The organism is Streptomyces sp. NPDC085946, from assembly GCF_044540485.1.
In the GTDB taxonomy this organism is placed as follows: domain Bacteria; phylum Actinomycetota; class Actinomycetes; order Streptomycetales; family Streptomycetaceae; genus Streptomyces.
Genome location: NZ_JBITSF010000011.1, coordinates 103,452 through 116,157 on the forward strand (window position 1 = coordinate 103,452; position 12,706 = coordinate 116,157).

Below are 12,706 nucleotides of genomic sequence, written 5' to 3' on the forward strand. Positions count from 1 at the left end.
GTCATCACCGGGCACCTGACGACCGAGTGGCATCCGTCCCCCATGTTCGACCGGCCGCCGTCCCGTGCCCGGGGCGGCGGTCAGGTGGTTCGGTGACCGGCCAACAACTCCCTTGTACAGAAACCGAGTTCATCGACCCCAGTCGACAGGTGCGGTTCGAACGCCCGCCCGCGCGACGCGGGTGTCACCGCGTGCTGGGGCCCTGATCGGGCAAGACGCGTGGTAACAAGGCAACCCACCCGTATCATCACTGGACCAGGACCCTTATGCCGAATGCCCACTTTCTGACGTGTCGCGGCCGGCTGCCGAGTCACCGCGGTCCACGAGCCGAGGAGGAACACAGGATGTCCGAGAGCACCGTCCACTCCACCGAGTTGACGTCGCAGTACATCAACCAGGTGACCAGCGACCTGGAGCGCAACGTCAAGGAGCAGGAACGCATCACGGCGGAGATCGGCGCGCTCCAGCAGCAGTTGGCCACCCTGCAGCACGACCACACCGTGCTGGTGAACATGCGGCAGGCACTCGGCGCCACGGCGGCCGTCGAGAGCACGGCGGTCGCCGAGACCGCGTCCGTCGACGGCGCGACCGTGCCCGCTCCCCGCAAGAAGGCGACCGCCGCCGGCAGCCGCGCCGAGGCGGACACCCAGGGGAAGGCGAAGAAGGCCGCTCCCGCCCGGCCCGCGGCCAAGCGGCCCGCCAAGAAGTCCCCGTCCAAGAGCGCCAAGAGCACCGGCAGCACCGGCAGCGACAAGGCCGCCGCGCCGACGGCTCAGCCCACCCTCGTCGAACTGATCCGCCGCCACCTGTCGGAGCAGACCGAACCGCGCTCCGCGGCCGAAGTCGCCGCCGCGCTGGGCCGGTCGCACCCCGACCGCGGGGTCAAGGCCAACGTCGTGCGGACCAGCCTGGAGAACCTGGTGGCCAAGAACCAGGCCCAGCGGACCAAGCAGGGCACCTCCGTCTTCTACACCGCCACCGGGCAGGCCGAGCAGACGGCGGCCCCGTCCGAGGCCGGGGCCAAGGACGAGACCGAGAAGGCCGGGAAGGCCGAGTAGCCACCGGCCCCGGCAGCGCCACGGTCGGCGTCAGCGGCTCAGGACGCGAACAGCGCGACCTCGAGGGCCCCGCTCCCCTCCGGACGGGTGAACACGTCGTACGCCTCCCGCATCTCGTGCAGGACGGAACGGTGGGTGACGAAGCCGCGGACGTCCGGTCGACGGGCCGCGAGCATGCGCAGCAGGGTCGGTGGGGACGAGGTGTCCACCAGGCCGGTCGTGATCTTGACGTCGCGGATCCAGAGGTCCTCCGGGTGGAGGGCGGCCGGGCGGCCGTGGAAACCGACGTCGGCGACGCGTCCGCTGGGGCGGATCACCCGGGTACGGAGCTCGAAGGTATCGGGGATGCCGACCGCTTCGACGGCCACGTCGGCGCCGAGACCGTCGGGGAGTTCCCGGACCCGTTCGACGACGTCCTCCCCGGGGTCCGAGGTGAGGTGGGCGCCGTGCCGCTCGGCCGCCTCGCGGCGCGCGGGGCCGGGTCGACGGCGATGACGCGGCTCGAGCTGAGGAGCCGGGCCGTCCGGACGGCGGCCAGACCATGGGGCCGGCTCCGACGACGACCAGCACGTCTGCGGGCGCCACGTCGCCGTTGCGGACCCCACCTCGTACGCCGTGGGCAGGATGTCCGCGAGCAGCAGGCCTCCTCGTCGCCGACCCGCTCGGGCAGCGGGTGGGTGGAGGTGTCGGCGAAGGGCACGCGGGCGGACTCGGCCTGCACTCCGTCGATGCGGTGGCCGAGGATCCGGCCCCCGCCGCCCACGTACTGCTGTACCGGGAGGCGCGGCGGAAGCGGCACCGGCCGCAGGCGGTGATCAGGAGACGAGGACGCGGTCGCCGGAGCGCACGGTGGTGACGGACGGTGCCGCCTCGCGCACGGTGCCGACGGCCTCGTGGCCGAGGATCCGGCCCGGTTCGACGGCCGGCACGTCCCTCTCGGGGATGTGCGGGTCCGTCCCGCAGGTGGTGACGGCGTCGACGCGTACGGCGGCGTCGCCGGGGTCCCGGATCACGGGTTCGGGGACGTCCTCCCACGACCGCTTGCCGGGGCCGTGGAACACGAGGGCCTTCATGACGGCCTCCCCCGGTGAGGACGGTGCGGTGCCTGCCGTCCGGTCCGGCTCGTCCCGGGCGGGCCGGCTCGGTTCCCGGCCGGCACGTCCGTGAGCTCGTGGGCGACGTGTGCCGCCCAGTCTCGGATCCGGGGGACGTCACGGTGGTCCCCGCCCTTGCCGGAGCGGAGGATCATGCCCGCGACCACGCCCTTCGCGCCCTCTTCCAGGCAGCCGCCGAAGGTGACGTGGCCCTGCGGGCCGAGTCGGACCATCGCCCTGGCGACGCCGGGCACGGGCGGGATGTCCCGCTCCGAGGCGGACGGGTCGAGCGGGCCGCTGCTGAAGAGCCACAGGGGGTGGCGGGCGAGCGTCCGGCGGTGCCGGCGGAGGAAGCGGCGGGCGTCCTCGTGCCAGCGGCCGGCGTACAGCGCGCCACCGACGATCACGGCGTCGTACGGCTCCGCGCTCGTCACCGAGCGGGCGTCGGCCGTCCCGGCCGCCAGTCCCCGCCCGCGCAGCACCTCGGCGACGGTCTCGGCGATCCGAGCGGTCGATCCGTTGGTCGTTCCGTAGGCGACCAGCACGTGCGTGACCATGGCGGGCGCGCCTCCTCTCGCGGTCGTCGCGTCGGGTCCTCGGGGACCCCGGGGGCCGCCCGTCCGCCCGGCCGGGGGCGCCGGTCGTCCGGTCGGCGGGCGGGCCGTTCTCCGCGGCCCTCTCGTCGCCCTCCCGTCTCCCCGGGACCGGCGTCCGCCGGGAGCGGTGCGGTGTCCCGGGGGCCGCCCGGGCCACGGCACGGGCGGCCCCCGGGTGGGGTCCGTCCGGTCTTCCGGCCCGTGTCCGGCGGGTCAGTCGTGCGGGACCAGGACGACCGGCTCACGGACGTGGTGGACGAGGGCGTGGGCGACCGGCCCGGTGCGCGCGCCGATGGCCGCGCGGCGCACCCGGTGGCCCACCACCAGCAGGCCCGCCCCCGCGACGGCGCCGACGAGGACGTGGGCGGGGCGCCCTTCGCGCAGGTCCTCCTCGACCACGACGGAGGGGAACTTCTCGCGCCACGGCGCGAGCAGCCCGGCCAGTTCCTCTGCCGCCCGCGCCTTGGCCCGGGCGCGGTCGGCGGCGGCCGGAAGAGCGTGCGGGAACGGCGTGTGCCAGGCGTGCACGGCGCGCAGCGGCGCGCGGCGCGTCTCGGCGGCGTGGAAGGCGAAGCCCAGGACCTCGTCGCTCGTGCCGTCGACGTCGACGGCGACCGCCACGGCGCGGAAGGGCGTGCGGGACGACGGCCTGCCGTCGCCGTCCGGCAGGTGCTCGTCCTCGGCGGTCTGGCCGGCCCGTACCAGGACGAGCGGCCGCCGGACGCGGGCCGCCGTGGCCAGGGCGACCGACCCGGAGACGAACCCGCCGAGACCGCTGGGGCCCTGGCTGCCGATGACCAGGAGGTCGGCGTCCTCCGACTCGGCCAGCAGGGCGGGCACGGGTGGTCTGCGCACCTGTTCCGCGGTGATGCGCAGGTGCGGGTACCGCTCGCTCAGCCGGTCCAGCGCCGTGCGCAGGATTCGGCGGGCGTGGTGCTGGGGCGCGGCCAGTTCGGGCAGGGAGGGTTCGACGGCGTTCTCGGGCAGGCCCGCTTCCCAGGCGTGCACGAGCCGGAGCGGCCGTCCCCGCCGCAGGGCTTCCCTGGCGGCCCAGTCGGCCGCGGACAGGCTGCCGTCCGATCCGTCGACGCCCGCCACCAGCGGCAGGTCCTTGATCATCGTCCTCACCGTCCTTCGCGCTCCGGACGGCCGTGCGGGGGGCGCTTCGGGCCGCCCTGGGCTACGTCCAACGTCGCACCCCCGGTGCTGGGGGGACCAGGGCGGTTCGGCCCCGGCCGGGGGCCGTTCGGCCCCGCACCCGCGCGGGCCGCGTCGGGGAGGCGGGCCGCGCGGTTACACCGGGGCGGCAGGGGCCATGCGTAGGGGGAACGGTCCGTGATCCCGTGCGTCGGGGCGTGCGGAGGGCCGGGAGGTGGGCACCCACGGGGCAGCGCGCCCCCTGGACCGCCCTTGCGCCCGCCTCCTGCGCCCGGCCCCTCCCCGCTCGCCCGGAGGAGCCGGGCGACGACGAAAGGAAGCACATGACGCGTGCGACAACCGGCGGACCCGGTGCGGCCGCTCCCGCCGCCCTGCCGGCCGTCCGCCTCGACCCTGAACTGGCGGCCGTCCTGGACGCCCTCGGCGAGCAGCCCCCGCTCACCCCTGGGGACATTCCCGCGGTGCGCGCCACGGTGGCGGCCGGGGCGCTCGGCGACGAGGCGCTGAGGTGCGGCGGGGAGCTGGTCTGGGAGGAGCGGACGGTCCCCGGGCCGGCCGGGAGCCCGGGCGTCACGCTGCTGATCTGCCGCCCGGCCGGCGCCGGGACGGCCGCGCGGCTGCCGGTGCTGTACCACCTGCACGGCGGCGGCATGATCGCGGGCAGCCGGCGGCACCTCCTCTCCGACGTGCTGACCTGGACGCGGACCCTCGGGGCGGTGACGGTGTCGGTGGAGTACCGGCTGGCCCCCGAGCACCCCCATCCCGCGCCGCTGGAGGACTGCTACGCGGGCCTGGAGTGGACGGCGCGGCACGCCGCCGGACTCGGCGCGGACCCGGACCGGATCGTCGTGGTGGGAACCAGCGCCGGCGGCGGGCTCGCCGCGGGACTGACCCTGCTGGCCCGCGACCGCGGCGGCCCCCGCCCGGCCGCCCAGATCCTGCTCTCCCCCATGCTCGACGACCGCAACGACACCCCCTCCGGCCGGCAGATGGAGGGGCGCGGCATGTGGGACCGGGCCTCCAACGCGACCGGCTGGAACGCCCTCCTCGGCGGCGCCGCGGGCTCGGCGGACGTCCCTTTCTACGCCGCCCCGGCGCGCGCCGAGGACCTCTCCGGTCTCCCGCCGGCCTACCTCGACGTCGGCTCGGCGGAGACGTTCCGCGACGAGACCGTCGCCTACGCCGGCCGGCTGTGGCAGGCCGGTGTCCCGTGCGAGCTGCACGTCTGGCCCGGTGGTTTCCACGGCTTCGACGAGCTGGCGCCCGAGGCCCGTCTCTCCCGCCGCGCCAAGCGGGCGCGGCGGGAGTGGCTGAGCGCGCTGCTCGCCGGGGAGCGGGCGGACCGTTGAGCGGCGTACGGGCCGGGGGATCCCGGTGCGGGCTGACCGCTGAGCCCCGTACGGGACGCGACCCCTCGGTACGGGCCGACCACCGAGCCCCGTACGGTCCGGTGATCCCGGTGCGGGCGGCTCACCGGGTCATGGCGGTCTCCCGCCGGACGCGCGTGAGCTTCTCGGGGTTGCGGACGGTGTAGAGGCCGCTGACGAGGCCGTCGTCGATCCGCACGGCCACCACGCTGTCGACCTCCCCGTCGAGCCGCATGAGCAGGGCGGGGTGGCCGTTGACCTGCACCGGCTCGAAGGCCGCCCGTCCGGCGAGCCGTGCCGCGCCGGCGGTCAGCAGGCGGGCCACCTTGTCGGCGCCCACCACGGGGCGCGGCAGGGCGCGCCGGACTCCCCCGCCGTCGCCCAGGGCGACGACGTCCGGCGCGAGGATGTCGAGCAGGCCCTGCAGGTCGCCCGTCTCGACCGCGCGCCGGAACGCCGAGAGCGCGGCCCGGGACTCGGCGGGGGACACGGCCCCGCGGGGCCGGCGCGCGGCAACGTGCGCCCGAGCCCGGTGGGCGATCTGCCGTACGGCGGCCGGTGTCTTGTCGACCGCGTCCGCGATCTCGTCGTGGGCGAGGCCGAAGACCTCGCGCAGCACGAACACCGCCCGCTCGGTCGGCGCGAGGGTCTCCAGCACCAGGAGCACGGCCATCGAGACGCTGTCGGCGAGCTCGACGTCCTCGGCCACGTCGGGTGTGGTCAGCAGCGGCTCGGGCAGCCAGGGGCCGACGTAGGACTCCTTGCGGCGGCTGAGCGCGCGCATCCGGCCGAGTGCCTGGCGGGTGGTGATGCGCACCAGGTACGCGCGCCGGTCGCGCACCGTGCCGAGGTCGACGCCGGCCCACCGCAGCCAGGTCTCCTGGAGGACGTCCTCCGCGTCGGCCGCCGAGCCGAGCATCTCGTAGGCGACGGTGAAGAGCAGGTTGCGGTGGGCGACGAACGTCTCGGTGGCAGGGTCCGGCCGGCCCTCCCCGCTCGCGTCCCGGTCGTGCCGTCCGGCGTGCCCTGTCATGGGTGGCTCCCGTCTCCTCACCGCGGACCGTGTCTCCCCCAGGACGCCGGCCGCCGCCGTTCCGTGACATCGGGACGGCGACGAGGGCGGGGGACGGCGGCGGGCGGTCTGCTCAGTGGTCGTTCTCCAGGTGCAGCCGGAGCAGGTCCACGCCGTAGTCGTTGCCGTTGGGGGTGCGGACGACGGTGTGGATGTGCTGCTGCGTGGGGGTGCCGCCCGGCCCGCCCGTGCCGCCGCCCCCGCCGGAGGTGTTGCCGTAGGCCAGCGGCGACTGGGCGTCGTACTCGATGAGGACGACGGGGCTGTGCACGCGGTAGTAGAACGCGGAGGAGTCCTCGGCCTCGCCGATCCAGAAGAAGTAGGTGTCGTCCAGGTGGGCCTCCACCTCCTTCATCCTCACATCGGCGTGTCCGTCGGCCATGTACCCGACGTAGACGCGCACCAGGTCCAGCAGTTTCGCGCGCTGGGCCTGGGTGAACTCCGAGGCGGCCAGGCCCTGGTGGGCGAGCTGGAGGTTGTCCTGCCCGGCCCCGGCCTTCAGGTTGTCGCCCGCCTTCGCCTCGCCGGAGACGACCTTCTTGCGCTGTGCGGCGGTCAGGGCGCGCAGCAGGGTCAGCCCCGCCCGGGTCTCCTTCTCGAAGAGGGTGATCTCCTCCCCGTCGTACGTGGCCGAGGTCGGCTCGGAGCCCATGAAGGTCGGTGTCATGACGACCTGGTCGCCCAGGACGAAGTAGTTGACGGCCAGGTGGTGGCCCTCGTACTGGAATCCCCACGGCTCGGTGGTCGAGGGGGTGCCCATGAACGTGAAGCAGTAGGCGCCCTCGGTGAGGGTGTCCTTGCCCCCGCCGCTGTAGTCGCCGAGGAACGCGTTGAGCTTCATGATGTTGCGGGACCGGGTCAGCCCGTCGGCGGACAGGGCGGCGCCGAGCAGCGCGTAGCCCAGGTCGCGCTGCTTCTCGGTGAGGTCACCCATGCGGGCGCCTTCGCGCCGGTAGCCGTCGACGTTGCTCCAGGCCAGCCACTCGTCGGCGTCGACCTCGAAGACGGCGGCCCGTCGCTCCTCGGTCGTGAGCCCGTCGAGGAAGGCCTGCGCGGCCTGGACGACCGCGTCGGTGGAGACGCCCGTGGAGTGGATCGCGTACAGGTCGTCGACGACCGTGCCGTCCGTCGTCACGCCCACGAAGTCGGCGTACTTGACCTCGGTCGCCCCGGGTCCCATGCCCCCGGGACCGCCGGACGGCATGCCGCTCGGGACACCGCCGGACGCCGCGGACGCGGAACCGGCCGTCGTGGCGGAGCCCGCGGAGCAGCCGGTCATGGCCGTCACCGCGGCGGCACCGCCCAGCAGCAGCGATCTGTTCATGAACCAGCGGCGCGTGCGGTCGGCCTCGGGGGTGCGGGGCTTGTGTGTCTGCATACGCGACAGGATTGTTGACAATTATGTCGCGGAACTGGGATATACCTGTCAACATCTCCTGAGTCCGCCGCGCCGCCGGACCGGCCGCCGGGCGGGCCTCATCCCTGACCGGGACCTGCGTGTCCTTGCCGCGGGCGGGCCGGGACACGGGCGGAGACCATGGCCGCCCGCGCCCTGATGAGCCCGCGCCACTTCTCCCGCCGCTTCACCGAGGACGTCGGCACCACCCCGGGCCGGTGGTACGTCGGGCAGGTCCGCGTACGCGCCGCGCAGGCCCTCCTGGAGGCCGGCGACGACACCGCCCTGGAGGGCGTCGCCCGCCGGTGCGGCTTCGGCTCGGCCGAGACCATGCGCCGCGCCTTCCAGCGCGTCCTGCGCGTCCCGCCGGCGGCCCACCGCGAGCGCTTCCGCAGCGCCCGCCCCCTCGACACCGCCGCGCCGCCCGCCGGCCGCGGTTCACGACGGTCCGGTCCCGGGCCGGCCCGGTCAGGACGTCAGCCGCTGCTCGGTCCAGATGGTCTTGCCGGTGCTCGTGTACCGGCTGCCCCAGCGGTGGGCCAGCTGGGCGATGAGGAACAGACCGCGCCCTCCCTCGTCCATCAGCCGGGCGCGCCGCAGCCGCGGCTGGGTCTGGCTCGCGTCGGACACCTCGCAGATCAGGCTCTTGTCCCTGATCATCCGCAGCACGATGGGCGGCTTGGCGTACCGGATCGCGTTGGTGATCAGCTCGCTGACGATCAGCTCGGTCGTGAAGGCGAGTTCGTCCAGGCCCCAGTCGGCGAGTTGCCCGATGATCAGGCGGCGGGCCTCGCCCACGATGCTGGGGTCGGCCTTCAACTCCCAGGCGGAGGTGGCGCCTTCGGGCAGGGTACGGACGCGGGCCACCAGGAGGGCCACGTCGTCGGCCGGCGGTCCGGTCAGCGCCTGGTCGAGTGCGGCGCGGCCGATCCCCGCGGGCGGGCTGCCCGACACCGCGGCGGCCGCCATGCGCGCGTGCAGCGGCTCCGTGCTGCTGTCGTCGAGCCGGAGTTCCCTGGTGTGGAAGGCCAGGACGCTGTCCGGGGCGAGCGCCAGTTCCACCGGTTCGAAGGGCATGGTCCCCGTGCCGAGGGCCGGGCCCGGGGTGAGGTCCACGCCGGTGTGGCACCCGTCGGGGGTGATCAGGACGGGCGGCGGGTGGCCGGCACTGGCCATGACGCAGTGGCCGGCGACCGGGTCGTACACGCAGTACAGGCACGTCGAGCCGAGCACGCCGCCGTCCTGCGTCTGCGGTTCGGTGGCGCCCAGCCGCACGACGAGGTCGTCCAGGTGCGTGAGCAGCTCCTCCGGCGGGAGGTCCAGGTCGGACAGGGTCTGCACGGCCGTGCGCAGCCGGCCCATGGTGGCCGTCGCCCCCAGCCCGTGTCCGGCCACGTCGCCGATCACGAAGGCCACCCGGGCGGCCGACAGCTCGATGACGTCGTACCAGCACCCGCCGATGCCCGACGCGTTGCCGGCCGGCACGTAGATCCCGGAGGACTCGGCCGCGCTCAGCGCCACCCCGGACGGGGGCAGCAGGCTGCGCTGCAGGGTCTCCACGGTGCGCAGCTCGGTGGTGTAGCGGCGGGCGTTCTCCAGGCTCAGCGCGGCCCGCGAGGCGATGTCCTCGATCAGGGGGATGTCGCCGTGCGCGAAGGGCACGCGGTCCGGGGTGCGCCACAGCCCCAGCACGCCCAGCACACTGCCCTGGACGTGCAGCGGCACGAACAGCGCGGACGACGCGGCCGCCGGGAACAGCAGCCGCCGCCGTTCCGCGTCCGCGCCCAGTTCCTCGGCGAGGGCGGCCAGGTCGGGCACGTGCACGGTCCGGCAGTCGCGCAGGGCCCGGCTCTCCGCCTCGCGGGCGCGGACGGTGTCGCCGCGCTGGTAGATCTCGGGCGGCCAGGCGTCCACCGCGGCCGTGGCGACCCGGCGCAGCCGGGTGCCGGGGAGGAAGCCGCCGGGCTCGCGGCCCAGGAAGACCGTGTCGGAGAGGTCCACGCTCACGAGGTCGGCGAAGTCGGGCACGAGGATGCCGGCCAGCTCGTCGGCGTTGCGGGTCACGTCCAGGGTGCGCCCCAGGCGGGTGGCGGCCGCGTACAGCAGGGCGAGCCGCCGGCGGGCCGTGTGCTCCTCGGTGACGTCGGTGAACATCACCGCCACCCCGATCGCCCGCTCCCCCGCGTCGTGCAGCCGGAAGGCGGACACGGCCAGCACCCGTTCCCGGCCCGGTGCGGCCAGCGGCCGGGCCGGGTGCTCCCACCCGATCACCGACTCGCCGGTGTCCAGGACCCGCCGCAGCCGCTCCTCGATCGCGGCGGCGTCCTGCGGTACGAGCAGGTCCCCGAGGCGCAGGCCGGACGGCGGCACCTCCTGGTGGTCCGGGGTGAAGAAGCGGGGATCGAGGTTCGCCCGGGTGATGCGCAGGTCGGTCCCGTGGATCGCCAGCCCGATGTGGTCCTGGTCGAACAGGGCGCGGAGCAGCGACTCGTCCTCCACCCCGCACCGGGTCGCGGCCGCGGGGGCCACGTACACCACGAAGCGCGCGTCGCCGCCGGCGGGCAGGGGCAGCACCAGGGCGTCCACCTCGACCGGCGCGCCGTCCCGGTGCAGCAGGGACGCCCGCAGCGTCCGGCGGCCCTCCCCCTCGGCCCCGAGCGCCCCGGACCACACGTCCGGCTCGGTGACGAGGTCCGCGACGCGCCGCCCGTGCAGCTCCGTGGGCGGACAGCCCGCCAGGGCCGGTACGGCGCCCGCACACCGCAGCACGACACCGTCCGGGTCCAGCATGAGCACGGCCGCGGCCTCCCCCGGCGGCGGGCCGTTGCCGAAGGCGTGTGTCGTCGGAGTCACTCGGCTGCCTCGTTCTGTTGAGCACCACTCGTCGCCAGGGGGAACACGATGCCTCCCGGCCCATTGTGCGGGAGGCGGTCATCGGCGGCACCTGGAAGCGGCGGGGTCCCGTGCTCGGCCCCGGGCAGCCGTACCGGCGGGCGAGGAGGTCGTTCCGGGGGGCGAGACGGACCAGGACGTGGGGGCGGGCGTCGAGTGACGCGGGGCCTCCTCGCTCATCGCCGGCCGGTCCACCGCGCCGGAGAGGACGAGCGCGCCGGTCCGGACGAGCGCGCCGGTCCGGGCGGGCGGAGAGGTCCGCCACGGCGTCGGCGGTGCCGGGCGTCGTCACGCGGAGGTGCCTCCTCGGGGCGGGACGGGAACGGGCCGCACGGGAGGCGCGAGGAGTACGGCACGCGGCGGTCATCAACAGGCGGACAGCGCAGGCGAGTTGCCCGCCCGTTCGGCAGGGGCGCCGTACGGTCCCGGGACAGCGCCCCGGCTCCGCGGCCGTGACCGCGGAGCCGTCGGGGTCACTCGGCCGCGCAGGAGTTCCTGACCGCCGGCGCCCGGGAGTCCCCGCCCCGGTGGGGCCGGGAGCGGCGGAGGGCTGCGCGCGCCGCACCTCCCCGTCGCCGGCCGGGACTTCGCTTTTCCGCGGCCCGAGTACGACATCGCCGTGGAACCGGGGGCCGGGCAGGGGGATAGAGTCGGCGTCGTGGTGAGCGCCCGTACCCCCGTCAGAGACCTCCTGCTCCAGGCCGGCCGGCTCGGCCCGTCCGCCGCCCGCGACGGCGGCCCGCGGAACCCGCTGCCCGGCGAGCGCGCACGCATCCGGACCACCGGGCACGGCCCGGTCGGCGTCCAGGACGTCCAGACCGCCCCGTACCGCGTGGACGTGGTGTGAGCGGCCCGACGGAACGCGTCACCATCAAGGACGTCGCCGCCCGGGCCGGGGTGTCCAAGGGCGCGGTGTCCCTGGCGTTCAACCACAAGCCCGGCGTCTCCCCGGCCACCCGCGAGCGGATCTTCGCGGCGGCCCGGGAGCTGGGCTGGGTGCCGAGCGCCACGGCCCGCAGCCTGTCCAGCCAGCGGGTCGGGATCGTCGGGCTGGCGCTGTGCCGGCCCGCCCGGCTGCTCGGCCTCGAACCGTTCTACATGGACTTCGTCTCCGGCATCGAGAGCGTGCTGGCCGAGCGGTCCTGCTCGCTGCTGCTGCGGCTGGTGCGCGACCTCGACGAGGAGGTCGCCGTCTACCAGGAGTGGTGGCGGGGCCGGATGATCGCCGGGGGCATCCTGGTGGACCTCCGCGAGGACGATCCCCGCGTGCCGGCCCTGCAGGGCATCGGACTGCCCGCCGTCGCCGTCGGGCACCCCTCCCTCACCGGCCCCTTCCCGGCGGTGTGGACCGACGACGCCTCCGCGGTCACCGAGGTCATCCGCTACCTGGCGGCCCTCGGCCACCGCAGGATCGCCCGGGTCGGCGGTCCGGCCGACCTCGGGCACAGCGCCATCCGGGCGCGCGCCTTCGCGGACACGACGCGTGAACTGGGGCTGGAGGAGGCCCGGCAGATCGCCACGGGCTTCGACGAGAAGGAGGGCGCCCGCGCCACCCGCTCCCTGCTCCTCGCCGCGGACCGGCCCACGGCCATCGTCTACGACAACGACATCATGGCGGTCGCGGGCGCGGGCGTCGCGGCCGAGATGGGCTTCACGGTCCCCGACGACCTGTCCCTGGTCGCCTGGGACGACTCGCAGTTGTGCCGCATCACCCACCCCACGCTGTCCGCGATGAGCCACGACGTGCACCACTTCGGCGCCGAGGTGGCGCGCGTCCTGTTCGACGTCGTCAACGGCACGCACAGCGGGGCGCACCAGGCGCCGACGCCGGTGCTGACCCCGCGGGGGTCGACGGCGCCGGCGCCCGCGGCCGGGGGGCCGGGCCGGTCGTCGGCCGGGGCGTAGGGCCGCTCTTCGGCAGGGACGCAGGACCGCTCTTCGGCAGGGGCCGGCTTTCCCTCCGCCGGGGCGGCGGCCGTCCGGCCGGGCCCGTGCGGGTGGTCCGCGGCCGGTGTGGAGGCGGGTGAGTGCGCGCGTGGAGCCGCGCCCCGGGGCGCGGCCCTTCGTCCGCTG

General features: G+C 75.5%; 8 protein-coding genes and 3 pseudogenes. 5 read left to right on the top strand and 6 right to left on the bottom strand.

Translation table 11 applies throughout. From position 1 onward, the window contains the following. The first annotated feature begins 344 nt into the window (after nucleotides 1–344). Nucleotides 345–1,058: a hypothetical protein gene (locus ACIF8T_RS22640; RefSeq protein WP_400037755.1), complete on the top strand. Its 714-nt coding sequence runs from the start codon at nucleotides 345–347 to the stop codon at nucleotides 1,056–1,058. 38 nt (nucleotides 1,059–1,096) lie between these two features. Here the strand turns inward: ACIF8T_RS22640 and ACIF8T_RS22645 are convergent. From ACIF8T_RS22645 to ACIF8T_RS22655, 3 genes and pseudogenes are all read right to left on the bottom strand, one after another. Continuing rightward, a pseudogene (locus ACIF8T_RS22645) lies at nucleotides 1,097–2,131 on the bottom strand (zinc-binding dehydrogenase). Nucleotides 2,132–2,220: 89 nt separating this feature from the next. Then, nucleotides 2,221–2,709 (bottom strand): annotated as a pseudogene (locus tag ACIF8T_RS22650) (flavodoxin domain-containing protein); the annotation flags it as partial. A 252-nt stretch (nucleotides 2,710–2,961) separates the two neighbouring features. Further along, the gene (locus tag ACIF8T_RS22655; RefSeq protein ID WP_400037757.1) at nucleotides 2,962–3,867 is read right to left on the bottom strand and encodes a universal stress protein; all 906 of its coding nucleotides are present in this window, start codon (nucleotides 3,865–3,867) and stop codon (nucleotides 2,962–2,964) included. Nucleotides 3,868–4,229: 362 nt separating this feature from the next. Here ACIF8T_RS22655 and ACIF8T_RS22660 point away from each other — a divergent pair, with 362 nt between their 5' ends. Beyond that, complete coding sequence (locus ACIF8T_RS22660; protein ID WP_400037759.1) at nucleotides 4,230–5,255, top strand: alpha/beta hydrolase; 1,026 nt, start codon at nucleotides 4,230–4,232, stop codon at nucleotides 5,253–5,255. A gap of 121 nt (nucleotides 5,256–5,376) precedes the next feature. Here the strand turns inward: ACIF8T_RS22660 and ACIF8T_RS22665 are convergent, their stop codons facing one another. Both ACIF8T_RS22665 and ACIF8T_RS22670 read right to left on the bottom strand, forming a co-directional pair. Then, the gene (locus tag ACIF8T_RS22665; protein ID WP_400037761.1) at nucleotides 5,377–6,306 is read right to left on the bottom strand and encodes an RNA polymerase sigma-70 factor; all 930 of its coding nucleotides are present in this window, start codon (nucleotides 6,304–6,306) and stop codon (nucleotides 5,377–5,379) included. Between the two features lie 112 nt (nucleotides 6,307–6,418). Then, complete coding sequence (locus ACIF8T_RS22670) at nucleotides 6,419–7,723, bottom strand: DUF3500 domain-containing protein (protein ID WP_400037763.1); 1,305 nt, start codon at nucleotides 7,721–7,723, stop codon at nucleotides 6,419–6,421. A gap of 159 nt (nucleotides 7,724–7,882) precedes the next feature. Between ACIF8T_RS22670 and ACIF8T_RS22675 the strand changes: the two are divergent. Continuing rightward, nucleotides 7,883–8,116: pseudogene (locus tag ACIF8T_RS22675) on the top strand (helix-turn-helix domain-containing protein); the annotation flags it as partial. A 93-nt stretch (nucleotides 8,117–8,209) separates the two neighbouring features. Here the strand turns inward: ACIF8T_RS22675 and ACIF8T_RS22680 are convergent. After that, nucleotides 8,210–10,594 (bottom strand): SpoIIE family protein phosphatase, encoded by a 2,385-nt coding sequence (locus tag ACIF8T_RS22680; protein ID WP_400037765.1) that lies wholly within the window; start codon nucleotides 10,592–10,594, stop codon nucleotides 8,210–8,212. A gap of 697 nt (nucleotides 10,595–11,291) precedes the next feature. Here ACIF8T_RS22680 and ACIF8T_RS22685 point away from each other — a divergent pair. Both ACIF8T_RS22685 and ACIF8T_RS22690 read left to right on the top strand, forming a co-directional pair. Next, nucleotides 11,292–11,480 (top strand): hypothetical protein, encoded by a 189-nt coding sequence (locus tag ACIF8T_RS22685; RefSeq protein WP_400037767.1) that lies wholly within the window; start codon nucleotides 11,292–11,294, stop codon nucleotides 11,478–11,480. Continuing rightward, entirely contained in the window at nucleotides 11,477–12,538 is a 1,062-nt protein-coding gene (locus ACIF8T_RS22690; RefSeq protein ID WP_400037769.1) for a LacI family DNA-binding transcriptional regulator, read from the top strand. Before ACIF8T_RS22685 ends, ACIF8T_RS22690 begins: the two co-directional genes overlap by 4 nt. Nucleotides 12,539–12,706 lie beyond the last annotated feature (168 nt).

Excerpts from the sequence above, each read along its gene's own strand:
- ACIF8T_RS22640 (WP_400037755.1), top strand. The coding sequence starts at position 345 with ATGTCCGAGAGCACCGTCCACTCCACCGAGTTGACGTCGCAGTACATC.
- ACIF8T_RS22655 (WP_400037757.1), bottom strand. The coding sequence starts at position 3,867 with ATGATCAAGGACCTGCCGCTGGTGGCGGGCGTCGACGGATCGGACGGC.
- ACIF8T_RS22660 (WP_400037759.1), top strand. The coding sequence starts at position 4,230 with ATGACGCGTGCGACAACCGGCGGACCCGGTGCGGCCGCTCCCGCCGCC.
- ACIF8T_RS22665 (WP_400037761.1), bottom strand. The coding sequence starts at position 6,306 with ATGACAGGGCACGCCGGACGGCACGACCGGGACGCGAGCGGGGAGGGC.
- ACIF8T_RS22670 (WP_400037763.1), bottom strand. The coding sequence starts at position 7,723 with ATGCAGACACACAAGCCCCGCACCCCCGAGGCCGACCGCACGCGCCGC.